32 protein-coding genes are annotated in these 20,912 nt (G+C 42.3%); 8 read left to right on the top strand and 24 right to left on the bottom strand.

What is annotated here, in order from left to right:
• The 4 genes from E1163_RS22980 to qatD all read left to right on the top strand — a co-directional run.
• Window positions 1-1,488: KAP family P-loop NTPase fold protein (locus E1163_RS22980; RefSeq protein WP_155174819.1), on the top strand; the 1,488-nt coding region annotated here is incomplete at its 5' end.
• Window position 1,489: 1 nt separating this feature from the next.
• Window positions 1,490-2,326, top strand: a complete 837-nt coding sequence (qatB, locus tag E1163_RS22975) for a Qat anti-phage system associated protein QatB (RefSeq protein ID WP_155174818.1) — start codon at window positions 1,490-1,492, stop codon at window positions 2,324-2,326.
• Window positions 2,323-3,663 (top strand): Qat anti-phage system QueC-like protein QatC, encoded by a 1,341-nt coding sequence (gene qatC, locus E1163_RS22970; protein WP_155174817.1) that lies wholly within the window; start codon window positions 2,323-2,325, stop codon window positions 3,661-3,663. Before qatB ends, qatC begins: the two co-directional genes overlap by 4 nt.
• Window positions 3,660-4,406, top strand: a complete 747-nt coding sequence (gene qatD, locus E1163_RS22965) for a Qat anti-phage system TatD family nuclease QatD (RefSeq protein ID WP_155174816.1) — start codon at window positions 3,660-3,662, stop codon at window positions 4,404-4,406. The genes qatC and qatD overlap by 4 nt, the downstream gene beginning before the upstream one ends.
• Here qatD and E1163_RS22960 read toward each other — a convergent pair.
• Genes E1163_RS22960 through E1163_RS22945 form a run of 4 tightly spaced genes read right to left on the bottom strand, consistent with a single transcriptional unit; the run spans window position 4,403 to window position 6,897 of the window.
• On the bottom strand, window positions 4,403-5,113 hold the full coding sequence (locus tag E1163_RS22960) for a restriction endonuclease (protein ID WP_155174815.1): 711 nt from the start codon (window positions 5,111-5,113) through the stop codon (window positions 4,403-4,405). The two genes, qatD and E1163_RS22960, sit on opposite strands and share 4 nt — an antisense overlap.
• Before the next feature lie 36 nt (window positions 5,114-5,149).
• Window positions 5,150-5,950, bottom strand: a complete 801-nt coding sequence (locus tag E1163_RS22955) for an ImmA/IrrE family metallo-endopeptidase (protein ID WP_155174814.1) — start codon at window positions 5,948-5,950, stop codon at window positions 5,150-5,152.
• The gene (locus tag E1163_RS22950) at window positions 5,916-6,254 is read right to left on the bottom strand and encodes a hypothetical protein (RefSeq protein WP_155174813.1); all 339 of its coding nucleotides are present in this window, start codon (window positions 6,252-6,254) and stop codon (window positions 5,916-5,918) included. Before E1163_RS22950 ends, E1163_RS22955 begins: the two co-directional genes overlap by 35 nt.
• Window positions 6,247-6,897, bottom strand: coding sequence for an RNA polymerase sigma factor (locus E1163_RS22945; protein ID WP_155174812.1), 651 nt, complete (start codon window positions 6,895-6,897; stop codon window positions 6,247-6,249). Before E1163_RS22945 ends, E1163_RS22950 begins: the two co-directional genes overlap by 8 nt.
• A gap of 88 nt (window positions 6,898-6,985) precedes the next feature.
• Between E1163_RS22945 and E1163_RS22940 the strand changes: the two genes are divergently transcribed.
• Window positions 6,986-7,339, top strand: a complete 354-nt coding sequence (locus E1163_RS22940; protein WP_155174811.1) for a YegP family protein — start codon at window positions 6,986-6,988, stop codon at window positions 7,337-7,339.
• 187 nt (window positions 7,340-7,526) lie between these two features.
• Here the strand turns inward: E1163_RS22940 and E1163_RS22935 are convergent, their stop codons facing one another.
• From E1163_RS22935 to E1163_RS22840, 20 genes are all read right to left on the bottom strand, one after another.
• Entirely contained in the window at window positions 7,527-7,790 is a 264-nt protein-coding gene (locus tag E1163_RS22935) for a DUF4248 domain-containing protein (RefSeq protein ID WP_221418068.1), read from the bottom strand.
• A gap of 1 nt (window position 7,791) precedes the next feature.
• On the bottom strand, window positions 7,792-8,199 hold the full coding sequence (locus tag E1163_RS22930; protein WP_155174810.1) for a hypothetical protein: 408 nt from the start codon (window positions 8,197-8,199) through the stop codon (window positions 7,792-7,794).
• Window positions 8,199-8,606 (bottom strand): hypothetical protein, encoded by a 408-nt coding sequence (locus E1163_RS22925; RefSeq protein WP_155174809.1) that lies wholly within the window; start codon window positions 8,604-8,606, stop codon window positions 8,199-8,201. Before E1163_RS22925 ends, E1163_RS22930 begins: the two co-directional genes overlap by 1 nt.
• The gene (locus E1163_RS22920) at window positions 8,603-8,830 is read right to left on the bottom strand and encodes a hypothetical protein (protein WP_155174808.1); all 228 of its coding nucleotides are present in this window, start codon (window positions 8,828-8,830) and stop codon (window positions 8,603-8,605) included. Before E1163_RS22920 ends, E1163_RS22925 begins: the two co-directional genes overlap by 4 nt.
• The gene (locus E1163_RS22915; protein ID WP_155174807.1) at window positions 8,817-9,500 is read right to left on the bottom strand and encodes a hypothetical protein; all 684 of its coding nucleotides are present in this window, start codon (window positions 9,498-9,500) and stop codon (window positions 8,817-8,819) included. Before E1163_RS22915 ends, E1163_RS22920 begins: the two co-directional genes overlap by 14 nt.
• On the bottom strand, window positions 9,500-9,958 hold the full coding sequence (locus tag E1163_RS22910; RefSeq protein ID WP_240425943.1) for a CHAP domain-containing protein: 459 nt from the start codon (window positions 9,956-9,958) through the stop codon (window positions 9,500-9,502). The genes E1163_RS22915 and E1163_RS22910 overlap by 1 nt, the downstream gene beginning before the upstream one ends.
• Window positions 9,959-10,014: 56 nt before the next feature.
• On the bottom strand, window positions 10,015-10,410 hold the full coding sequence (locus E1163_RS22905; RefSeq protein ID WP_155174805.1) for a hypothetical protein: 396 nt from the start codon (window positions 10,408-10,410) through the stop codon (window positions 10,015-10,017).
• A 2-nt stretch (window positions 10,411-10,412) separates the two neighbouring features.
• Complete coding sequence (locus E1163_RS22900) at window positions 10,413-11,441, bottom strand: peptidoglycan-binding domain-containing protein (protein WP_155174804.1); 1,029 nt, start codon at window positions 11,439-11,441, stop codon at window positions 10,413-10,415.
• Window positions 11,442-11,443: 2 nt separating this feature from the next.
• Window positions 11,444-11,878 (bottom strand): hypothetical protein, encoded by a 435-nt coding sequence (locus E1163_RS22895; RefSeq protein ID WP_155174803.1) that lies wholly within the window; start codon window positions 11,876-11,878, stop codon window positions 11,444-11,446.
• A complete protein-coding gene (locus E1163_RS22890) occupies window positions 11,878-12,066 on the bottom strand; it encodes a hypothetical protein (RefSeq protein WP_155174802.1) in 189 nt (62 codons plus the stop codon). Before E1163_RS22890 ends, E1163_RS22895 begins: the two co-directional genes overlap by 1 nt.
• Entirely contained in the window at window positions 12,066-12,953 is an 888-nt protein-coding gene (locus tag E1163_RS22885; protein WP_155174801.1) for a hypothetical protein, read from the bottom strand. Before E1163_RS22885 ends, E1163_RS22890 begins: the two co-directional genes overlap by 1 nt.
• A 5-nt stretch (window positions 12,954-12,958) precedes the next feature.
• The gene (locus E1163_RS22880; protein ID WP_155174800.1) at window positions 12,959-13,267 is read right to left on the bottom strand and encodes a hypothetical protein; all 309 of its coding nucleotides are present in this window, start codon (window positions 13,265-13,267) and stop codon (window positions 12,959-12,961) included.
• Window positions 13,260-13,535: a hypothetical protein gene (locus tag E1163_RS22875; RefSeq protein ID WP_155174799.1), complete on the bottom strand. Its 276-nt coding sequence runs from the start codon at window positions 13,533-13,535 to the stop codon at window positions 13,260-13,262. The genes E1163_RS22880 and E1163_RS22875 overlap by 8 nt, the downstream gene beginning before the upstream one ends.
• Window positions 13,536-13,583: 48 nt before the next feature.
• Window positions 13,584-14,153 carry a hypothetical protein gene (locus E1163_RS22870; RefSeq protein ID WP_155174798.1) on the bottom strand — a complete coding sequence of 190 codons (570 nt, stop codon included), beginning with the start codon at window positions 14,151-14,153 and terminating at the stop codon, window positions 13,584-13,586.
• Complete coding sequence (locus E1163_RS22865) at window positions 14,150-14,542, bottom strand: hypothetical protein (RefSeq protein ID WP_155174797.1); 393 nt, start codon at window positions 14,540-14,542, stop codon at window positions 14,150-14,152. The genes E1163_RS22870 and E1163_RS22865 overlap by 4 nt, the downstream gene beginning before the upstream one ends.
• An 11-nt stretch (window positions 14,543-14,553) precedes the next feature.
• Window positions 14,554-15,180, bottom strand: a complete 627-nt coding sequence (locus E1163_RS22860) for a hypothetical protein (protein WP_155174796.1) — start codon at window positions 15,178-15,180, stop codon at window positions 14,554-14,556.
• A 109-nt stretch (window positions 15,181-15,289) separates the two neighbouring features.
• A complete protein-coding gene (locus E1163_RS22855) occupies window positions 15,290-15,883 on the bottom strand; it encodes a hypothetical protein (protein WP_155174795.1) in 594 nt (197 codons plus the stop codon).
• A gap of 28 nt (window positions 15,884-15,911) precedes the next feature.
• Entirely contained in the window at window positions 15,912-17,342 is a 1,431-nt protein-coding gene (locus tag E1163_RS22850) for a hypothetical protein (RefSeq protein ID WP_155174794.1), read from the bottom strand.
• A gap of 6 nt (window positions 17,343-17,348) precedes the next feature.
• Window positions 17,349-18,272, bottom strand: coding sequence for a transglutaminase-like domain-containing protein (locus E1163_RS30700; RefSeq protein WP_185156181.1), 924 nt, complete (start codon window positions 18,270-18,272; stop codon window positions 17,349-17,351).
• A complete protein-coding gene (locus E1163_RS22840; RefSeq protein WP_155174793.1) occupies window positions 18,272-18,733 on the bottom strand; it encodes an LEA/WHy family protein in 462 nt (153 codons plus the stop codon). The genes E1163_RS30700 and E1163_RS22840 overlap by 1 nt, the downstream gene beginning before the upstream one ends.
• A 185-nt stretch (window positions 18,734-18,918) precedes the next feature.
• On the opposite strand from E1163_RS22840, the gene E1163_RS30695 reads away from it, so the two are divergent.
• The 3 genes from E1163_RS30695 to E1163_RS22830 all read left to right on the top strand — a co-directional run bounded on the left by E1163_RS30695 (window position 18,919) and on the right by E1163_RS22830 (window position 20,898).
• The gene (locus E1163_RS30695) at window positions 18,919-19,104 is read left to right on the top strand and encodes a hypothetical protein (RefSeq protein WP_185156183.1); all 186 of its coding nucleotides are present in this window, start codon (window positions 18,919-18,921) and stop codon (window positions 19,102-19,104) included.
• Window positions 19,105-19,235: 131 nt separating this feature from the next.
• Window positions 19,236-20,009: a type IV toxin-antitoxin system AbiEi family antitoxin gene (locus tag E1163_RS22835; RefSeq protein WP_155174792.1), complete on the top strand. Its 774-nt coding sequence runs from the start codon at window positions 19,236-19,238 to the stop codon at window positions 20,007-20,009.
• Window positions 19,999-20,898, top strand: coding sequence for a nucleotidyl transferase AbiEii/AbiGii toxin family protein (locus E1163_RS22830; RefSeq protein ID WP_155174791.1), 900 nt, complete (start codon window positions 19,999-20,001; stop codon window positions 20,896-20,898). Before E1163_RS22835 ends, E1163_RS22830 begins: the two co-directional genes overlap by 11 nt.
• The last annotated feature ends 14 nt before the right edge of the window (window positions 20,899-20,912 follow it).

Raw genomic sequence — 20,912 nt, 5'->3', positions numbered from 1 at the left:
TTTGCCACTGCGGGGCCTGCTGGCCTGGCAATTACCGGAATGGACGATCTTATCAACTTAGCCAAACAGGTGAATCCGGATGATTATATCAAAGAAAAAAAGGAGCCTAAGGAAGATAAGCAGAAATCCTTGAGAATGAGTATTAGAAAGTTTATTCAGGATTTTGCCTGTCTTTTGAAGAAGCTTGAGGTTGACAAATTGGTAATCTTTATTGATGATCTAGACAGATGCAATACAGATACCGTGATAGATACCTTGGAAGCGATCAAACTCTTTTTGTACGTACCCAATTCAGCTTTTGTCATCTGTGCAGATGAAAAAATTATAGAATATGCAGTACGAAGAAGGTTCCCTGAAGTTCCAGGTAGAGGATTAGAAGTAGCTAGTGCCTATTTAGAAAAATTAATTCAATTTCCCATCCGACTGCCACGTCTCAATGAGTCTGAATTAGAAACTTATATCAATCTCTTGTTTGTCAAACTTTATTCGAAGAGTGAAGAAGACTTTCTTGCAGTAAGAGAAGAAGTCATTAATACTTCATCAAATAATTCGTTGGGTAGAAAATTCGATTATCAACAAGCTCAGGAAATCATGGGCGACATCCCTGACGAGTTACAAAAAGCTTTGCTTATTACTCAACAAATTAAATCAGTTTTGACGGTAGGATTAGATGGAAATCCCAGGCAATCCAAAAGATTTATGAATATGCTCATGATGAGAATTGGTATGGCTAAGTCAAAGAATATCACTCTGGAAATGCGGATATTGGCCAAATTGATGCTGCTTGAATACTTCAAAAAAGAAACTTTCATACGACTCCATCAATTTCAAGCAGAACAATCAGGAAAGCCGAAAGAAATTCAGATGTTGGAGAAAAAGTTGGTTGCCGATGGGCAAAAAGAAAAAAATGAAAATGATGTTTCAAAAACAAATGCCGAAATCGATATCTGGATTAAAGATGATTGGATACAAAGTTGGATAAAGGCAAAACCTTATTTATCTGGTGTAGACCTTAGCTCATACTTTTATTTTTCTCGCGACAGGCTGAATTCAGGAACCAATATTAAGCAACAAATGAGCTCTCAGGCGCTCGATATATTTCATAAGCTAACCTCGGGAAGTGAAGCATTTGAAAAGGCTGCTCTTCAAGAAGCATCTACGTTAAGCCCTTCTGATGCATCATCAATATTTGAGGAACTAAAGACAAAATTATTACAAGAGAGTGATAGCGATGGATCAATCAACAACTTTAAACTAATTTTTTCCTGGACAAAAGAACGGGGAGAACTACTGTCTCAACTACTCACGTTTTTAAAACCCCTTCCAGTAAAAATAATTCCGAGTTCTATTGTGACAATGCTATTGAGCATTGTAAAAAATACAGATTATCAACAAGATGGGGCGGTAATAATTAAGGCATGGGCTGAAAATGAAGAAAATAGCGATTTGGCAAAGATTGCCAAGAGTAGAATAAAACAAAGCAAATAGCATGGGAACCTCAAGTTCATTCGGTGGGCCAAAAGGAAGGCCTTCTCTGCTACCTCCTTGGGCGGACGAAGATTCAGTAGATAACATTCAAACCGATAATGAAGAAGAAAAGGATAAATCAAATGAAACAAATTCTTCTGAAACTACAGAGGAAGATAAACTTTCCGGCAATTATGCGGGTGCAAAAAACTCGTTATCCCGCTATGTTAATGGAGGTTCGGGTTCCTCTGTGAGAAATGCATCAAAATCTTATGTGAGGTCATTAGGGGGTGCGAAAAAAGCAACACGCTCTTCCTCTAGTGGGAAAAGAGCTGTGTCCGCATTTGGTGGGTTTCTTGGAAATGTTGCCAGGGACGGTATTAACCAGACATTAAGGAACCTAGGATTAGGTGATTTAATTGGTGAGTCCGCCAGTGTCGTGTTTGCCGGAATAGTTGATGCCATAGCTCCAACAGGTACATCAAATGAAGAGGCCGATGCTCGGCAGGCTATCGTCGATGCACTTAACATGCTTTATGATAAATATGAATTGGCTGATGATAACCTAAGCAAATTAGACGCTTTAAATGCAACTGATATTCGAGAAGCCATCTTAGATAGTGTCAAAGCTTATATCTACGAACGGTGGTTACAGGAGTTGAGCTTATGCATTGAAAAGCATAGTCTAACCCCTGGAGAAGCTACAAGAAAAGAGACTGAGATGAAGGAGCATATTAAAGCGGCTGTGGACTATGATTTTGAAGACCAAGATGTCCTGAATATGGATTTTGCTGAAGGCAGTGGTAAGGAGTTAATAGAAAATATATTTTATGAGGCTTATCAAACCCTAGAATCATGATTGCATTCAATATAATATTCCGGGACGGTGCGGAAGACAAGTTTACGGTATCAGAATCGACTCATGAGAAGAATATTTTCATTCCGGCCGAAGATGCCCATCAATCGGATAAAACCCTCTCAGAAAATATCTACCGGATTTTTGAGCAAAAAAAACTAACTCCATCGGATGAAGCATTGGAATTACTGAATGCAGCAGTATCAGTATACACTGCGGATCAACTAGTTTCTCGTGATACTTATGGATTTGACAACTGGAGCCGATATTTCAAATTGTATCTACCAGTAGTGGATCATGAAAAATGGCAGACAGCATTAGAAGACTTGCAAAATGCACTAAATTTTTTAACTGGCGATTATTGGGAAATATTTCTGAGAAAGCGATCTGCTAAGGAAAAAAATGACAATGCGCATGTTGTAAAAACAGTATCAAAAGTATCACTGCTTTCGGGCGGTCTAGATTCATTTATTGGAGTAACAGATCTTTTGGCGGAGGGAAATGACATAGCTGTGGTAGGGCATCATAAATCGCAAGGTTATGAAAATTCAGCTCAAGAGAGCTTAATTCAAACATTAAGAAAAGAGTATTCTGATAAACATATTGAAGAATTTCTTTTTAATGCCCAACCGGTTCAGAAACACAATAAATACGGAAAAGAGTCTAGTTCTCGGGCAAGATCAATATTATTCATAGGATTGGGCATTGCAGTAGCTAGTGCTTATGGTAATGAAATCCCGCTTTATATACCTGAAAACGGCTTAATTTCATTAAATATCCCACTAACATCCTCAAGGATAGGTAGTTCAAGCACACGCACCACACATCCGCATTTCTTAAATACCCTGGGTAAAGTATTGAAAACTATTGGAGTAGGAAATGAAATAATTAATCCTTACCAGTTTTTGACCAAAGGTGAAATGATTAAAAATTCAAAAAACCGAGCCCTAATAGAGAAATATTATAACGAGACAGTATCATGTGCTCATCCCAATGCTGTCCATATCAATATTGCACGCAAAAATGATGAAAAGCATTGTGGTTATTGTACGCCTTGTATTATTAGACGTGCGGCATTAAAACATGCAAATCTCGATAGAGATGATCACTATGTGTTCAAGATCAATCAAACTCAACCTCCCTACACGGACGATATAGGGCGCGATTACCGGGCATTTCAGATGGCATTAAGTCGTCTGAAAAATAATAAGCCAAATCTTTCATTTCATGTTCTTCGATCCGGACCGCTTCCCAATAAAAAAATAGATTTATCCAAGTACATTGGGATTTACGATCGGGGGATGAAAGAAGTAGATAACTTTCTAAATGCTCAATCATGAACCTGATTGACACCCATTTCCATTTAGATTTGATTAACGATCCGATAAGTATTCTGGAAAAAATTGAAAAACAGAAGATTTATACGATTGCAGTCACCAATACCCCTTCTGTTTTTCACTATACCAAAAAGATTACTGAAAATAAGAAATATGTCCGACCCGCTATAGGTCTACATCCCGAACTTGCAGAACAACGAATACGAGAATTGTCACTTTTTAAGCATTTGATTCATGAAACTCGTTATATAGGTGAAGTGGGATTAGACAATATAAAAAAATGCTCATCGGCATCCCGTGATGCCCAGTTGAAAGTTTTCGATGAGGTAGTAAAATTAGCTCAAGAGGCTGGGAATAAAATATTAACGATACATTCACGGGGAAGTGAAGCGGAGGTAATAGACAGAATTGGAGAAAAATTTCCCGGTAAGGTTATTTTGCATTGGTATTCAGGAAGCTTACAAAATCTTGATAGAGCTATATCCAGTGGCTTCTATTTCTCTATAAATAGTGCGATGTGCCGATCTAAAAATGGACAAAAAATAATAAAACACATCCCAATAATCCGTCTTTTAACAGAGTCAGATGGACCATTTATTAAACTGAATAATAATGATAACTCACCATTGTATATTCAAAGCACCATAGAAAATATTGCTTCGATCCTAGGTCTAGAAAAAATTGAACTTGCCAAGACTATTTATAAGAACTTCAAAATAGCTTTAAATAGTCCATTAAAAATCTAAATGCCAGTGCCAGTTATCATAATTTTCATATTGAGTATCCTCGACAAAGTTTCATTACTCAATTTCGCATGCAGGCCAGCAGTCTCAATAATTTCATATTCAACATTCCAATCGTAGCCCAATTCGCTGAGCTTGCTTACCACTGAGGCACTCGGAGATTCGTTTTCAGATATTAGGAATGCAGCGATTTCTTTTCCATACCTTCTCTCGATAAAATCGAAAATATCGGATGGATAAAATAATCCGTTACAATAAGTCTTTGATTTTGGGCTGAAGTCTTCAACTTTCAACAAATGTGATTCTAGAGCTTCAATATTGCCTACAAAATGAGAAATCATTTCAAATTGGTCGTCATTGGATATTTTGAATAACCCAATCCCATTGGTTTTAGCGAATTCAATGGCCCCTTTTTGAAATCCCTTTGTGGTAATCACAATACCTTTATGGGCCTTAAGTTCCACCAATACCGACTTAAAGTGGCCGATTTTTTCTCGGGTCACGTTAGAATTCCATTGTTTGCATTCCACTAAAGTGAGGTAGTGTGCATTGCCGATTTCAAAATCATAAGATAGATCAATCTCATAGCGGTTACCGGCTTCAGAAATAAGCTTTTTTCGATGCTCAATTTTGACCTTGCCTCTTAAGTCATTTCTTAATAGCTTTTCTAAATGCTTCTTAGCAAGAAGTTCAAAATCCTCGAAATTCATTATTCATTTATTTAGACATATATAAGCTTAACTAAATCAATCAAACCAAATTAGGCTGATAACATAACCGTATTGATCCATATAAAGGCATTGTTCGTTCAATTCCCGGTCTCCATTTTTTGCATAAAACCAATCCTCCACATATACCGTCTCAATTTCTGAATATTTGGCATCTTCCTTTGTGAAAGACTCGCCTGCAACAGTAGTCGGTGGTAGTTTGCTTCCTACTTTGAATCGAAAGGGGTACTTGGGAAAGTCTGAACTTCTTAAAAACCACTTCACGATATTATCTTTAGATATTACCACAAAAATTTCATGAAATCCCACCTCTGCAAAACGAATAAGAGTAGCCAGTATACTTGTTTGAAATGTATCAGATAGATTAATAATTGTTCCAAATGAAAATCCCTTGCCAGGAGATGCGTCTCTAATTTTATACGATGGTATGAGAAGGCAGGAAGCAAAATAATCTGCTTCCATTTCTATCAAATTATTTCTTACCAGGTTCGTAAAAGAAGGATGTGGTTTGAACTTGCCTGACCTTAAGCCCTCACGATGTTCATCCAAAAAATAATGACCAAGCTCATGTGCCCAGGTAAATCGGCTCCTCTTCGATTGAGGTGCATTGCCACGATCAATATTTAAATGAATGTGGAATTTGGATCCATCAAATAGCAACATGCCATCAAAGAACTTTTCATAGTGATCATAATAACAAGGAATATCCTCTGTAAGGGCTATACTTTCGAGATCGGTAACATATCCATTTGAATAATCACGTACAATGAATTCAGTAAACTGCTCAATTTGTTTCTTCTTCTGAATCGGTATCTCCATTGTCTTGATTGCGCTTCATTTTCTTCAAAATATGTTCCGGAATGTTCTCGAAATTCCTGGCGGCCATCCTCCAGTTTTGAGTCGTCCCTTGATCTTCCACACTCCCATCTACCTGGATATTCTCAAAATCTCCTGCCATTATTTTCTTGGGATCGAGTATATCTCCTGATAACTCATGGTCATATTCTTTATACAGCTTATCAAACCGACCTAATTCACGATGATCCCTTGGAAAGAGGAAGCCAAGAGAACCAAGCCATTCATTAATATTATCGGTAGTGATATGTTTCTTATCCTTAGCCATATATCTCTATGTACTCCTTTATTTTTTCATTTGCCTGATGTCTGTAAAACCTGACGGAGCTCTGTGTTAGATTAAGCTCTTCTCGTAGTCTTTTTAACAAGTGCCCAGGCAGGTTATGCCCTTCTACGAAATGCGCTTCATAAGTTAAGTATATAATTCGGTGTTTTTCGGAAAGTCTATCAAGCGCCTTCTTAACAATCTCATACCGCTTTTTAAGAACTCCCCTTTTTTCAACAGCATAGTTATTGTAATCAGGCTCAGGCATTTCACAAACAATTTCTTCTTCACCGGTATAAGGAGAATTTTGCTCATTTCGCCAATTAAGCAGTTCTCTTTGGGCAATTCTGTAGAGATAAAATTTAACACCTGTATCATAATCAGCTGCCCTTGATTTTTCATGGTTATATTTAGGATATTTCCAAAAACGGTGAAAAGTTCTCTGTGATATCATGGCCGCCACATGCTTATCAAGGCCATTATTTTTACATATGACCTCACATTTTCTTACCAGATCCTCACCAAAACGAAAACAGAACACATGGAAGGCAGCTTGTGCAGCTTCTTCAAAGCCATCATCTTCTTTCATTTTGATATACTCGATGATATCTTCTGTGGTTTCGTCTTCGTATTCCTGCCAGTTCACTAGGGTCTCATAAAGCTATACCAAAAAGCGTTTATAATGATTTTGGTATAAGGGTGAGAGCATTCTTAACTTTAAAATTCAAAAAATTATGCAAAATCCAAAATTTCAAGTATTCAAAAGCTCGGCCAACAGCGAATATTATTATCGGTTAAGAGCAAAAAATGGTGAGATTATCCTGAATGGTGAGGGGTACAAAACCAAACAAGGGTGTCTGAATGGCATAGCTTCAGTCAAATCCAATGCTCCCTATGATAGCAGGTATGATCGAAGACAATCTGTCAATGGCCAATACTATTTTAACTTAAAGGCTATCAATGGTGAAATCATTGGTCGTAGTGAGATGTATGTGACTCGATCAGGTATGGAGAATGGAATCAGTGCTGTCAAGAGGGACGCACCTACTGCACCCATTGAAGATCTAACTTTGGCAGGAGCATATTAGTGCTCTTGTCTAATTTTTATTGAATGGATTTCTAACTAATACGATGAGTAGCTTCGTAGCCGAAGCACTTTCGGGTATCGCAACATTCCATGATGTAGGAAATCATAGTTCTCAGTCTTATTTTGAATATAATAGCATTTTTATTGATCAGCGGTTTAGCACATCACTGGGTGAGTTCTTAGGTAAACTAAGGCTCCCCTAACCGCTCAAACAAAAACCTCACAATCTCCGGGCGAAGGAGCTTGGTGTGTTTGGTATAACCGAACTGCTGCAATTCCTCAAAATACATATGGATCCAGGCCGAGAAGGTTTTGGTGCAGACGTGGTACATTTCGGCCAGCTCGTATTTGTAGTAGGCCTTGATTTTTGGCGCTTCTTCATCCTGGAGGGCTATGGGCATCATCCGGGCCGAGGATGACTGAGGGTTGGTATGGGATGCAGCTTTCTCCATGTTACAACGTATCTCCTCCCATTTTCTTCCAGATACTCAAAGGGATTTCTTCACGAAGGGCGGTATCAAAGTGGTAAGCTTTGATCATGCCTTCCCAGGCGGCTTTGGTTTTCAGGATTTTAAGCAGGGATTTCAAATCAGTCAGGTCTTTGGTAGGAAAACTATCTTCTCCATTTTTAAGCTTATTTTCCAAAGGCTTCAACTCCTTTGCCGTAAGCTTCCGGCTGAGCCCTTGTAGTTCAATGGCGTAGTAGTTTTTGCCTTCCTGCGCTTTCTGGTTGAGGTACTGCTGAATCTCGCTAGCGGTGTACATTCCTTTGCTAATCAGACGATCATTGCGATTGAACACCGCATAGCGCACTTTCTTATCTATTGGCTTGTTTCCCGATGTGACTACTTTTTTCTTCATCAGTATTTCAAAATTTTGAGTTCCGACCGCTTCCAACCTTTTTTGAGCATCTGCCTGAGTGCAGTTTCTGCTTCTTTTTTCGTCCGGTAGACTTTGGGCTTGGATTGTACCCGGTATTTATCGCTAGCTTTGACCTCACTGCCGAAAATGGCATATCTTTGCCCCTTTTTAATTGGTGTAGTAAGCTTGCGCCTTTTCTTTTTGGGCTTTTTGAGCAAGCGGATTGCTTCTTTCTCCGCCTCTGCAGGTGTGGTATAGATGGTGTGGACTTGTTCTATTTTCAATCCGCCCTGCACCTGACGAAAGAGTCCTGCTAGAGAATCTGGTCGGCCATCAAACACATCGGCTTTTTCGGAATGCGGGGTTGGTTTGTATACCACATACAATTTATTAAGATCAAGTTTCATAGCTGAATGAGTTTAAGTTGTCCATTACGGTCTATATACCCCAGGGTATTCTGCGGATAGCATTCCTCCGGGATCAGCTCTTCGCCAATGGTATTACCCAAGAATCCACCCAGCAAAATGAACGGGTAATAGTCTTCAATTTTCAACTGTTTAGCCATCAAGAACCCAGCCATAGAGCCAATCAGAGCCAGTCCCGCCTTCTTTGTGTTTTTAGATAACTTCATAGCGTCTGGAGTTAATAAAAGAATTGGCTACTACGGCTACCGATGAAGCAATCATGGAAGTCCAGGCGGCAAGGCTCAGGGTTCTTCTGCGCTCATCCCGAAAGTCAATCAGGGTCAGTGTGAAACGGTTACCATGCATACTGCGATGGATTTTGGCCAGCTTCATAAAGAATTCGTAATCTTCGGTGTTGGCAAAGACCAGGCATCCAGCGGAGAAACTATCAATAACCTTCACTGATCCAGATTGTCTGGCTCGGTGGATATTGATCCCGAACTTACCAGTGTCAGGGGAACCGCTTTCAAACCAATTAAAAATACCTTTACGATCATAATCACGAATAACAGTAACATCTTCTACCTGAACCACCGCCTCGTAAATACCACGATGCAGTCCTATGGCATAGGCATTCACATATTGTCCCTTCTTGAGAAAAGCTGTGCCTTGTGGATGCATAGGATTGTCAAGCCAATATTGCCCTGGATCGGTGGTAGCCTGGAACACATGGTAGACCCATTGACCCAGCTCGTTCTTATAAAACACATGAATTTCATCGTCAAAACGGTTGCTGCGGACATACTTGCTCCGGTAGGCTACGATATTGAGCTCGTAGGGCTTTTCAAAGAGCCGATAGCCTTTGCTGCGCAATATGTTTCTGGTTTTGCTGAGCATTACTGATCTACAAAATCGCTTACCGCCCACACTTGTCGCTGGATTCTGCGCTTGCGATATACACCATCACCTTCTCTTGAGCCATCATCATTGGTGTTTCCTTCCACCGTGATTACCCATGTATCCTGCCATTGATCTACAAAACCGATATGAGCCGGACGCTTGAGGCGCTCATACCAAATCAGGAACACATCCCCAACTCTAGGTGTCTGCTTTAAAAATTCACCCCTTTTATAAATCAGGTGATGCCTGCTGGCATAGCTCGGCACCCATGCACTTTGCGGGTGCTCCACATCCACCTGCTGGTAACACCAGCTTACAAAAGCTGCGCACCAACTGAATCCCGGACCAAAACCTACGGAAGCTAAATATTGCTCCACCTGTTTGCCCCGGTTTGCTCCGCCTTGCTCACGGACACCTACCTGGCTGAGATAGACTTGCTGGAGTCTTTGCCTCATTTGATTTTTTAGCTCAGCAGTACTTGCATGCTGCTGAGGGTTGATATCAAAAGGCCCTACAGGGTTCTGGCCAGCAGCACTGCAGCAAACAAGAAAGCAAAGAAGATAAACGTAGAAAGTTTTAGCTTTTGCCATGATGTGATGGTGTTAAAGTCCTGAGCAAATTGTGAATCAAGATAATGATCTGATGTCGGCCAGATCAGCTTCATGAGTATGCGTACTATTCCGTGCAAAAGGAACAGCCCGATGATAGCGAACAAGTAGATTTGGAATACCCCGGCATCATAAGTCGCGGCAGTTGGATCTATTTTTCTGAGAAACCAAGCACTATTGGCCCAGAGAAAGAGCGCTACCAGGATGGAGGATAATTCTCTCCATACTTTTAGGTAGTTCCATAACCACTTGATAACAGGAACCACATTTGTTTTCATCCATTGTTTGAGTTTGTTCATTGTTATATCAGTTTTAAGTTTTGTGAAGGGGCATATACCGTTACCCCATTTTCGGTAATGATCTGGGCTATACCCTTATGATTATTGGCCAGGTAGCCTACCACCGTTTTAGGGGGAATGGCTGGCAACATATAGTCGCCTTTCCCATTGCGCAGCATGGTAGGTTTATGGGTAATAGCCACATCGAGTACCCGGCTGTTTTTTAAATAGCGTTGCAGGTCTTGCATGGTTTCCAACGTCCCAAGACCGGACAATGTCCAGGTGCCAGTGGGTGATTGTTTCAAGCCTATCCGGATAAACTCGGCCCTGATCTTCACTTTGGCCGGTTCATTGTTTTTGAAGGCCACACTAAGCAACGCATTGACCGGACTGGTTACCCTTACGCCACCGACCCGAGCAGTATCAAAATGACTTCTTACCTCCAGGTAATCGCTGGTGTTTTGCATTTGCTTTAAGGCATTGAGGGCAGCAAAAAGGTTCTGACTGTTTGCTGCTTTGATCAGCTCGTCAGCTACTGTTTTGCTGCTGCCGGCACTACTTTGAGCAGCAGGGTTGCTCCTTACAATTTTGCTAAAGGTGCTTTCCGAAACAGACGTGGAATAGCCTGCTGCCCGTAGTGCTTTTTCTGTTCCACCACCAAACACTCCATCAGGAGTGCCATCCGGACGGATGCTCGTGCTGCGGATATGACCGGCTGCTTCACCGCCCAACCTGAGCAAACCTTGTTGAAGCTGTTTCACCAGTTCGCCTCTTGATCCGCTTCTTAGTGGAAAGGAACTACTGCTTGTGGTTCGGGGGACTGAGGCAGGCAATGCTGGGATGATATTGTTGACTGTAAGTCCTTGTCCACGTTGCATCACCGCTCGGTCTTGCAAATAATTATACAAGAGATAACCACCGCCCAATACTGCCCCGGCTCCCAGGCCATAGATGATGTATTTTCGTTGAACACCTGCCTTTTGTTTGGGTACCGGTTGTTTTCGTCTTACTGATGCTGATTTTGTATTGCGTTTTCGTGTATTGGTCATCATGATCAGGGTTTTGAATTAATAATCTGTAATGCAGTAGCAAACTCTTCAGAAGAGAGTTCTTCTTTCAGGTCTGCAGCCAGGTTTCGTCCGTAGAGATCACGGTACGCCCGCTGCACTTTGTTCATAACCGAGCTAGTGGGTATGGTCTCCAGTACGGCAAATACAGCTTCTTCATCAGTGCCCCAGCCGAAATAGTTGTCATTCTCAAAAGCCATTTTGAGTTGAGTGGCAAAAGCGGCCGGGTTGCCTTCGGTCAGGGCCTGATTTTCCCGAATGCCTTGTTTAAAGTTTTTTACCACAGCCCTCACTCCCAGAAACACCCCAGCCGCGGCACCCACTGCTAAAATAGTAGAGGTCACCTGGCTGCTGATGCTGATTCGGGGGCGGTTCTGCCATGCGAGTTGCCCGGCTTTATATGCTATAGCTGGTACTGCCATTACTTTTTAATTCCTAGTTTCATCTTCACCACATTGCGCACAAAGGCATCCGATTTGAAAATCTTCTCCATTTTGATGATGCCCTCGGCTTGAAAGGTGGATACCATAGTTTCAAAAGCTTTTTTGACCTGACCCGCTTCCACCTGGTTTTTAGCTTTCAGTTTGATATTGAAGTTGTATTCTTCCATTATACTTGCTCATTTTGCTTTTCTTGATTGGGGGTCTTTTGAGCTTTTCTGATCTTGCTCATTTGATTGAGATAGTAGATGACCTTGCTGATCATCGTTTCATCTTCCTTCACCTGCTCACCAAGCTGGCTGACCATCTGCACGACTTGCTCAAACTGCTCATCGTCAAAAAGCTCGCGGAAATACTCAGCGATGTTGAGTAGGTTTTGCTGCTCTTCAGACAGACTTGCTGCAGGGAGCAATTGCTTCACATCTTCCCCGCTCAGGCTTCCCAGAGTGCTGGCCAGTCCTTGCATTTCTTTAGGATACTTGGTGGCCAGCCCATTAATGGCACCCGGCAAAAGCACCTTGCCCAGTTCTACCAGGCTGAGTTTTTTGACCAGTTCTTCAATTTCACCAGATTTTTCTTCCAGGGCTTCTTCGGACTTTTCCAGCTCCTTCTCCAACTTTTCTATGTCCTTGAGCAAACCGGCATTTTCTTTTTTTAAAGTATCAAAATCCCGCTTGAGCAATTCATCTTTTAATAACCCCTCTACCTGGTTGTGAATACCACTGAGGGATTCCTCTTTACTTCTGGAAATTTCTTCCAGCTTTTGTTTGAGCTGCTCATTTTCTAATGAGAGCTTCTGCAATGTCAGCTTGTCTTCCAGTGATTTGGCGTAAGCAGACTTATCTTCTACTGATTCAGCAGTAGTTTTTATATGACCCGGTTTTTCTTCCCCATTCTGGGTAGGGCTATCTCTCAGCACCTGCAGATGCTTCTGTGCTCCGCTTAATTTGTACTTCACATAAGCACTCTCATTCTCTAGTCCCAGTGCTTCCATTTCTTCGTACTGCTCATCGGTCAGTCGCACCGATCCGGGTTTTCGTATTCTATCAGCTTCCATATCACTCATTTTAAGATAACCTGGATAAACTTTACTTTTCTGGGCACAGATGATTGGTTCAGGATTTCAATTCTGTCCGCATGCTCATGAATGTTTTCCGAAAGCTTTGGGTTGTTGTAATCGTACTCGCCAAAGTCCGAGCTGATCCGGATACCGGATTCGGCTTCCAGCAAAATCCAGAGTTCGTTAAAGGCAGCCAGCCTGATTTCCTGCTGGGGCTCCAGGTTTAAATCCTGAAATACCAAGCGATAGATTTGAAAGCCTCTTTCCTGCACCCTTTGGGGAATGTATCGTATGGCTAATTCTTCAGTCATTCTTAAGCACTTCAGGATTTTCATCAATCATCAACCAGAGCCTTACTTGATAAGGCCCGGAGGTATACCCGGCATCTTTAAATGCACCGGTCACATAATCTCCACTGATTTCTATATCCAAGGGATGAATGGGCAGATTCGGGATCGGCTCATTCAGTTCAATCTCATTGAAGTTGCAGTTGGTATCAAAGTTGAACAGGTAACGGTCCTGCTTCAAGCGGTCATGATCACGGAAAATGGAAGTGGGTTCTATCACTTCGGTTTTCATCTCAATGCCCCTGGGGCTAAATAGAGTTAATTCTCCCAGTATCATCGCTTAGTAATCATCTTCTTCATCGTCATTGATGCCACCATCACCATAATTCTCAGGTGCGGGATGCACTTCCAGTTTTACCATGCCCAATCCGGCATACTTGCTTTCCCATACCCAATAGTCTTCCTTAAAATCCGTCCAGAAATCTCTGATTTCAACTGTTACAGGATCCTTGAATTTATCCTTCTGATCGTTCAATTTAAGTTCGGCCATTTCCAGTCGCTTAGGTTGGGCGTAATACAGCTTTTCACCTTCCTTTACTTCAATTCGGTACACCACCGGCTGGCTTCCGATCAGGTCATCCCGCAAACCGCAGACCAACGCCTGATTGATGTAGGTATCCTGGGCACTGCCGACATATACCCGGTTATGGTGTATTTTCTGATCCGGGGCACCGTGGGTAATGATAACTCCCACTACCTTACAACTGCTATGCGGCACTTTCTCTTTGAAGGTCTTATACTGCCCATTTTCGGTAATGGAAAATTCCACCGGCACAAAATGCCTTTTGATCAACAGCTTTTCTGCTGCTTCTCCTTCCAATGTCATTTGCTGGATCACTTTTCTGATCATATTTCCTCCTCCAATAAAAGCACCACCGACACCTGATAGCCATTGCCCAATACCGCCCGCTCATGATCTTTGTCCTCATAGCGCACTTTAACCGACAAATCCCCAGGCTGCACTTCACCCAAATCAAAAAACCGCTCCCGAGGTGCCACACTGATGCTGGAGATCAGGATCTTGCTGTCAAAGCCTTCCGGGAAAAGCTCATCGCCTCCAATTTCAATGCGCTGACTGCCCCGATAGTACAACTTATTGGGAAAGTCAGAGGTAAGTTGCAGGCCCTTGACAAAAGCAGTCTTCTTAGGCAGCTCCCACTTCACCGGGGTGTAGGGCTTATTGGCCTCATCAATATGAAAAGTGAAGGTTTTTCGTACTTCTCTTGTCTTATTTTCCATGAATAATTTGATTATGCTGGAACCGTGGAAGTACCAGCTAATACGACTTTAATAAGTGTTTTTTCCGGGGCATCCTCTCCTAATTCTATTGTAAACTCAAACTCTTCATCATCTCTAACAAACCTTGGGTTTTCCAGGATGTAAGTTCCTAGGTTTACCTGAAAATTGTTATCTGTAATGAACTCCTGCATAGGTCTTTCATCAATAATAATCTTCTTATTGGCCATGAAGGTGAATACTCCATTTTGAAGGCCCGCTACTTTTTTGATAGAATCAAAATTAGCCATTTTTAGAACTTTCTTAAGTTCAAGTTCACTATCAGGCAAGTCGCCTTCGAAGATTACTGCCAGTAATATGATCCTGTTACAAAGGAACAGCCGATCTTTCGGCAACTTAGTTTGAGTAACATTAGTGATTCCAATTTCTTTGGAATCCTGGGTTTCAAACATATTAATATTGGCCTTTCCTCCTGCTTTCTTTATTGAGTAGTAAGAAGCATCTGCCAACATCAACCGTCCTTCTTTGATCCCTTCGGCTACTTTCACCATAGCTGGGTCAAACTTTTTACCCTGCTCTCTCAAAGAAAGGTGGGCATTAACGATTTCGAGAAACTGTTCTCTTGAATTTTTCCGTACCATGTTATAGATGTTAGAATTTAGATAATTAATCAGGTGTTAGAGGACTGAAAGCCTACTTTGAAGCCAATTCAGTCTTTTGGAATTTGCTTTTTGCAATTTGGAATTTCACTTATGCTACTGCATTGATTTCTAGTGCATCTGCCCCCTTCAATTCTGCAATATCAGGATTGCCTAACTCACCAAGTCCTCCCACTGAATCAACGCCTTGAAGCTCGGGTTGCCCAATCAAGTTATCCGCATTACCATCTTCCAGTTGGCGGATGATGTCATCCACTTCTGAAGTATCGAAGTTGCCGATATCACCAATATCCCCGTTAAGCATGAGTATTTCACCGTCCTCCAAACCATTAAGGCCAAGCTTTTCACTCAGTGAAGGAGACAATTTGTCCAGGTATACTTTCTTGCCCAGGGCCTTCAGTGAGGATAACGCCCTATTTTTGGCGTTGGCTACTTCATCCTGAAAGCCATCCATTCCAGAAACGTTTTCTTCATTTCGCTGGACAAAGCCATTTGAAGCCACCATACCCACTCCGGCTGAAGTCAACCAATCATACTGGTACCAGGCACCACCAAAGATGGTAGCGGCTCCGATCCATAGCGAATGTCGTCCGACTGCTGACCCGGCTACCATGCCCACTAGCCCTGAACCGAGATTCTTACCTGTTTCAATCAGGCTATTTTTGATTAAAACTTTCTTTTCCATGATGATATCTTTAAGTTGTTAATTCAAGTTACAGAAGCGCAGTAGGTACCAGCCTCTTGGATTTCTTGCGGGCGCTTTTCTTTTTAGTCTTTGTCTTGCCAGTACTTTTAAAGCGTCCTTTGGCATCTCTTGGGATTCCATCTACTGATTTTGACCTTCCCTTGTTCGTCCTTGTGGATTGCTTAACCACATAATAGATACCTCCTCCGGCTACCAGAACCCCTGCCCCGATAAGCAAGGGTGTTTTGTTCTTTTGAAAGAACCCATTCTTTTCTTCCGGTTTGTCCGTGGTTTGTACTTCAGTGGAAGGTGCCGGTGCTCGTCTGACTAAGGCCGTAGTGGTTGGGGTCGTACTGGGCATTGAGGTGATTTTAGTGGTCACAGGGGACTGTGTAGCTGTGGCTGGCCTTCGTACCAGCGAAGTGGTAGGCTGGCTAAACCTAACCAGCGGCTTGGGAATAGGCTGCGGTGGCTTCACCGGAGTGGCTCCACCCCCAGGTTTAGTGGGAGTAGGCACAAAGGATTTAGCCGTACTTACGAGGTTCTTTACATCAGACTGTGTCTTCTTGGCCTTATCAAACACCCCGGTAATCTTGCTCAGCAAAGCGGAGATGGAAGCCACCGCTCCGGAAGCAGCCGCTACAGCTGTCCCCGTCACCACTACACCCAGGCCTTCCACTTCCATGCCGTCATTCAGTAATTGCTCCACCTCATCGGCATCGGCCTCTACAATCATCTTTTCAAAGGGATCCACATAATCATCTACCTCAGATAACGGACTTCCTAACTCAAAACCATTCAATGGCACTGATTTATCGGTATTGCCTTTTCCTGTAAGAATGGCTTTTTTGAGGTTCTCTTTTTTACCACCAGCCAACTCATAAATCTTATCGGCTTTCTTGATAGCCTCTTTCAGCTTGACAAACCCACTCATGCTCATGCCCCGCTTTCGGGCTTCGGAATCACTGAGATAGCCGAAACGTAATCGTTCTGCTACTTTCATCAGGTTGGTTTTCATGGCCAGTAAAAAGCCGTTCCTTAGTAATATGGTAGCCGGGTTCAGATAACGGTTCACTGTTTTCACGACTGGTGTGATCACTTTCTTGGCTGTAAACTTGGCGGCATTGGATACACCTTTGGCTACCGGTTTGATTACTTTTTTACCGACAAACTTGGCGGCATTCTTTAAACCCCGGCCAATCTTTTTTAAGAAACCCAGTTCGCCTAATCCATCTATTACATAAAGATTCTCTTCCACATCTGCATACATGATCACATTGCCGTCTTCGTCCTGTATCTCGTAAGCGATATCGGGGCTTTGAACATAGCCGAGCGCTTCCAGGGCTTCAATCTGCTGGCCGCTCATTTCTCCCTCTTCAAGGCTTTCAAAATCTATGTCCTGGATGTCTACATTATCCAGTCCTGAAGCTGTAAATCCATCTAATCTATGCAGTTCCATAATTCATCAAGTTAAAATTTCAGTTAGTTTATAAGCGCCTAAGCCTATTCCTAAAGCCAGAAATATTTTTCCCGTGAGTCCCAGGCCTATTATCTTGCCTTTGGCTCTCGGTGCAGTTTGTTTTTCCAATGCAAGTGCCACCTCTACCTTCGGCTGAGCTTGTGTTAGCTGCAACACCGGCTGGGATGAGATTTTCTGTTCAGGCACCTTTCGGAGGGTTAGCATATCAGGTGTTGTCATCTGGTTTTGCTTATGACCAAACTTCCTAATTTGCCGAAGCGGTAGCCTCGGTTGCTTTAAGTTATAGATACCTAATCCATCGATGAGCAAGTCGGCTGAATCTACACCACTGACTTCCCGGATGCCGTTGATCTCGCCCACAGGTTTTCGGTCGTCTATATCAAAATCCCGGGCTTCCGAATACGGTACTTCATAGTTGAACTGGTCAGTAACACAGTCCAGCGTGAAGTAACCAGTCTCATTTGGTACAATGGGATAGATATGCTGGAAATAGGGCTTGATTCCGTATTTGGTGATTCGTACTTTGTGCGGGATGTCCAAGTTGGTAAGTATGCTGGAAATAAAAACCGAATAGCAGTCACAATCCACGCCTGTTTTGCGGTCTGTCCAGGTGCGGGATGGTCGCCTGACCTGTTCTACCCCGGCTTTGTCCCTGGCATACTGAATGTGGTTGTAGACAAAATCCCAAATGTTCTCGCAGGTATCTTGTAGCGTTTTACCTTTCAGGGTTTTAGCCAAAAGGGCTGTATCTCCCTTCGTATCCCTTACGACCTGTTTGATCAGGTTGATGGTGTGGTGTAGCTGCGCCTTGCCTTCGGGACGGATTACCTTGTCCTGACCACTACTTTTAGGAAAAAGCTTGTCAAACGCATGGCCTGGGGCGATATGTCGTTTCTTCAGGGCTTGCATCAGATGGCGAGTTTGAGGGTTTCTTGCTGCTGGTATGGGATACCGTTGACTTTTGTGGTCACCGTGGAGACCACATCCAGCACGGCTTCTTGTCCACTGCGGATTTTTTGTACGAGTTCAGTGCCTAAGACCTGGATGAGCGAGAGCCACCCAGCTGACTGAATGGTGATATTGAAGGACTCTTCTCCATTGGCAGGTAGTTGGATGGTTTCATCCTTGACCTGAGACGAACCGAGAGAGGCATCTTTATAAGTAAGATTGACAAAAGGATACTGAATGGAAAGGTTGATCGGGTTGGGATTTTGCAAACGGACGTTTGCCTTAAGCTCAATGCCCGACAGGCTGACCTTGTTGACCTGCAGGGATGTTCTGGTCACAATGGTCTTAGAGGCTTGATTGAGCCTGAGTAAATACCGGCCTGCGAAAAAAGCGGCCGCTCCACCTACTATCCATTTAAGCATTTGAGTTACTTTTTTTACCCAAATGAATATTTATTTTCTATGCAGTCCAAATGGGTCTGGGATAGCCTGTTTTGGTCAGGGAATAATGTGGAATAAAGTGTATTTTACCGGTTCTAAAGGTTGTTTTCTGTGATATCACTAAAACCTTGGAGTTTAAATATTTAATCACCCTAAATGGTCTTAAAATGATCGAAGAAAATTTGAACATGAAGTTTATGAGCAAAGGAGATCTTGCTAAAAAACTTAATGTAAGTTCAGAAACACTAAGGTTAAAAATGAAAGAAATCAAGGGGCTAGATACTAGTAGGAGAAAGCTCTTGTACCCCTGGGAGGTGAAATTGATTTATCTTCATTTTGGTTATGGGAAGTAGTTTTTCTCGTCATAAGGTGGTTTTCCAAGGAGGATTTATTTTGACGACTATTTAGGTACTTTTAGTGCGTACACCATATATTTTTTAAACCATTACTTGAATTGGTTTATTTTTATCACGAAATTAGTACTATGAGTACCCATAATGAATCTAAAATAAACCAACTCTTGCAGCTACAACCACCTGGCGTTGTACTATTAGCCTCTTGGTTAACCGAGAAAGGATACAGCCTTGATTTGCAGAAGCGATACCGTAAAAGCAAGTGGTTAGAATCCATAGGTTCGGGGGCTATGAAGCGAACCGGGGAAAAGGTGGATGTTACAGGTGCCCTGTTTGCTCTCCAATCTCAAAAAGGCATGAGCATACATATAGGTGCCAAGTCAGCCCTGGCTTACTTGGGTAAAGTGCAGTATCTGGAACTTAACTCCAAAAAAGTTTTTCTCTTTGGCGATAAAAATGAAAAATTACCAGCCTGGTTCAATCAATACCAATGGGGTGTTGAGATCAATTACTATAGTACCTCATTTCTTCCTCCTGGCAGGGGGTTAACTACCATAGACCAGGCCGCTTTCCAACTCAAAATATCCAGTGCAGCCCGGGCTATGATGGAATGCCTTTACCTGGTGCCGGAAGAACAGCCACTACTAGAATGTTATGAGTTGATGGAGAGTTTGAACAATCTGCCACCGGCCAAGGTACAAACACTACTGGAAGCCTGTACTTCTGTGAAGGTGAAGAGGCTGTTCCTGTACCTGGCGGAAAAAGCCAACCATGCTTGGTTTAATCACTTGAAGCATGATCAGATAGATTTGGGTAGCGGCAAAAGAAGCCTGGTAAAAAACGGAACTTATGTAGCTAAATATCAAATCACCGTACCTCAAGAATTGGAAAATTATGGCCACTGAAACTTACAAAAGGCAAGTAGCTCTATTGCTGGATGTGCTTCCGGAGGTGGCTAAAGAAGAAATCTTTGCGTTGCACGGAGGCACGGCCATCAATTTGTTTGTCCGCAATATGCCTCGTTTATCCGTAGATATTGACCTGACCTATCTTCCTATTGAAGACAGAAAAGATTCATTACAAAATATATCGGATGGCCTTTCCAGGATAAATGAAAATATTCTTACTATCCTGCCAAAAGCCAAGATATCCCTCGTTGAGGAAACCTCTAAGCTTCTGATAGCCCATCAGGGTGCGCAAATCAAACTGGAAGTTAACCAAACCAACCGGGGAGCTTTGCACGATCCCAAAATACTGCCATTATGCGAAAAAGCACAGGAAGAGTTTGAGGCTTTTTGTGAGGTGCCTGTCGTTGGTATGGGCCAACTCTATGGCGGTAAGATATGTGCAGCCTTAGATCGTCAGCATCCACGAGACCTTTTTGATGTGAAGTACTTTTTAGAAAATACTGAATTCACTGATGAGCATAGAGAAGGGTTGCTATTAGCCATCCTAAGTAGTAACCGACCATTGGAAGAATTGCTCTATCCTAACTATCTTGATCAGCGTGCTGCATTAGTCAATCAATTTGAAGGCATGGCCAATGAGCCCTTCAGTTATGAGGATTTTGAAAAAGCCAGAGAGAATCTTATTGAAACAATCCATGGATCATTGACCGATGATGATAAAGCTTTCCTGATTTCAATTCAAAGCCTTCAGTCAGACTGGAGCATTTACAATTTTGAGCGTTTTCCTTCTATTCAATGGAAGTTGCAGAATTTGCAGAGATTGAAAGAAAATAATCCCGAAAAGTATAAGAGACAATTGCCAGATTTGAAAAATAGGTTGAGTTAATGATCAATTTTGCC

The organism is Fulvivirga kasyanovii (genome assembly GCF_009711405.1).
Lineage (GTDB): Bacteria > Bacteroidota > Bacteroidia > Cytophagales > Cyclobacteriaceae > Fulvivirga > Fulvivirga kasyanovii.
The sequence above is the reverse complement of the archived record's forward strand: the minus strand, read 5'-3'. Positions and strand labels throughout refer to the sequence as shown.

What these genes read in the sequence shown, in the direction of transcription:
- qatB (WP_155174818.1), top strand. Translation starts at nt 1,490, where the DNA reads ATGGGAACCTCAAGTTCATTCGGTGGGCCAAAAGGAAGGCCTTCTCTG.
- qatC (WP_155174817.1), top strand. Translation starts at nt 2,323, where the DNA reads ATGATTGCATTCAATATAATATTCCGGGACGGTGCGGAAGACAAGTTT.
- qatD (WP_155174816.1), top strand. Translation starts at nt 3,660, where the DNA reads ATGAACCTGATTGACACCCATTTCCATTTAGATTTGATTAACGATCCG.
- E1163_RS22960 (WP_155174815.1), bottom strand. Translation starts at nt 5,113, where the DNA reads ATGAATTTCGAGGATTTTGAACTTCTTGCTAAGAAGCATTTAGAAAAG.
- E1163_RS22955 (WP_155174814.1), bottom strand. Translation starts at nt 5,950, where the DNA reads ATGGAGATACCGATTCAGAAGAAGAAACAAATTGAGCAGTTTACTGAA.
- E1163_RS22950 (WP_155174813.1), bottom strand. Translation starts at nt 6,254, where the DNA reads ATGGCTAAGGATAAGAAACATATCACTACCGATAATATTAATGAATGG.
- E1163_RS22940 (WP_155174811.1), top strand. Translation starts at nt 6,986, where the DNA reads ATGCAAAATCCAAAATTTCAAGTATTCAAAAGCTCGGCCAACAGCGAA.
- E1163_RS22935 (WP_221418068.1), bottom strand. Translation starts at nt 7,790, where the DNA reads ATGGAGAAAGCTGCATCCCATACCAACCCTCAGTCATCCTCGGCCCGG.
- E1163_RS22930 (WP_155174810.1), bottom strand. Translation starts at nt 8,199, where the DNA reads ATGAAGAAAAAAGTAGTCACATCGGGAAACAAGCCAATAGATAAGAAA.
- E1163_RS22925 (WP_155174809.1), bottom strand. Translation starts at nt 8,606, where the DNA reads ATGAAACTTGATCTTAATAAATTGTATGTGGTATACAAACCAACCCCG.
- E1163_RS22920 (WP_155174808.1), bottom strand. Translation starts at nt 8,830, where the DNA reads ATGAAGTTATCTAAAAACACAAAGAAGGCGGGACTGGCTCTGATTGGC.
- E1163_RS22915 (WP_155174807.1), bottom strand. Translation starts at nt 9,500, where the DNA reads ATGCTCAGCAAAACCAGAAACATATTGCGCAGCAAAGGCTATCGGCTC.
- E1163_RS22910 (WP_240425943.1), bottom strand. Translation starts at nt 9,958, where the DNA reads ATGAGGCAAAGACTCCAGCAAGTCTATCTCAGCCAGGTAGGTGTCCGT.
- E1163_RS22905 (WP_155174805.1), bottom strand. Translation starts at nt 10,410, where the DNA reads ATGAACAAACTCAAACAATGGATGAAAACAAATGTGGTTCCTGTTATC.
- E1163_RS22900 (WP_155174804.1), bottom strand. Translation starts at nt 11,441, where the DNA reads ATGATGACCAATACACGAAAACGCAATACAAAATCAGCATCAGTAAGA.
- E1163_RS22895 (WP_155174803.1), bottom strand. Translation starts at nt 11,878, where the DNA reads ATGGCAGTACCAGCTATAGCATATAAAGCCGGGCAACTCGCATGGCAG.
- E1163_RS22890 (WP_155174802.1), bottom strand. Translation starts at nt 12,066, where the DNA reads ATGGAAGAATACAACTTCAATATCAAACTGAAAGCTAAAAACCAGGTG.
- E1163_RS22885 (WP_155174801.1), bottom strand. Translation starts at nt 12,953, where the DNA reads ATGGAAGCTGATAGAATACGAAAACCCGGATCGGTGCGACTGACCGAT.
- E1163_RS22880 (WP_155174800.1), bottom strand. Translation starts at nt 13,267, where the DNA reads ATGACTGAAGAATTAGCCATACGATACATTCCCCAAAGGGTGCAGGAA.
- E1163_RS22875 (WP_155174799.1), bottom strand. Translation starts at nt 13,535, where the DNA reads ATGAAAACCGAAGTGATAGAACCCACTTCCATTTTCCGTGATCATGAC.
- E1163_RS22870 (WP_155174798.1), bottom strand. Translation starts at nt 14,153, where the DNA reads ATGATCAGAAAAGTGATCCAGCAAATGACATTGGAAGGAGAAGCAGCA.
- E1163_RS22865 (WP_155174797.1), bottom strand. Translation starts at nt 14,542, where the DNA reads ATGGAAAATAAGACAAGAGAAGTACGAAAAACCTTCACTTTTCATATT.
- E1163_RS22860 (WP_155174796.1), bottom strand. Translation starts at nt 15,180, where the DNA reads ATGGTACGGAAAAATTCAAGAGAACAGTTTCTCGAAATCGTTAATGCC.
- E1163_RS22855 (WP_155174795.1), bottom strand. Translation starts at nt 15,883, where the DNA reads ATGGAAAAGAAAGTTTTAATCAAAAATAGCCTGATTGAAACAGGTAAG.
- E1163_RS22850 (WP_155174794.1), bottom strand. Translation starts at nt 17,342, where the DNA reads ATGGAACTGCATAGATTAGATGGATTTACAGCTTCAGGACTGGATAAT.
- E1163_RS30700 (WP_185156181.1), bottom strand. Translation starts at nt 18,272, where the DNA reads ATGCAAGCCCTGAAGAAACGACATATCGCCCCAGGCCATGCGTTTGAC.
- E1163_RS22840 (WP_155174793.1), bottom strand. Translation starts at nt 18,733, where the DNA reads ATGCTTAAATGGATAGTAGGTGGAGCGGCCGCTTTTTTCGCAGGCCGG.
- E1163_RS30695 (WP_185156183.1), top strand. Translation starts at nt 18,919, where the DNA reads ATGATCGAAGAAAATTTGAACATGAAGTTTATGAGCAAAGGAGATCTT.
- E1163_RS22835 (WP_155174792.1), top strand. Translation starts at nt 19,236, where the DNA reads ATGAGTACCCATAATGAATCTAAAATAAACCAACTCTTGCAGCTACAA.
- E1163_RS22830 (WP_155174791.1), top strand. Translation starts at nt 19,999, where the DNA reads ATGGCCACTGAAACTTACAAAAGGCAAGTAGCTCTATTGCTGGATGTG.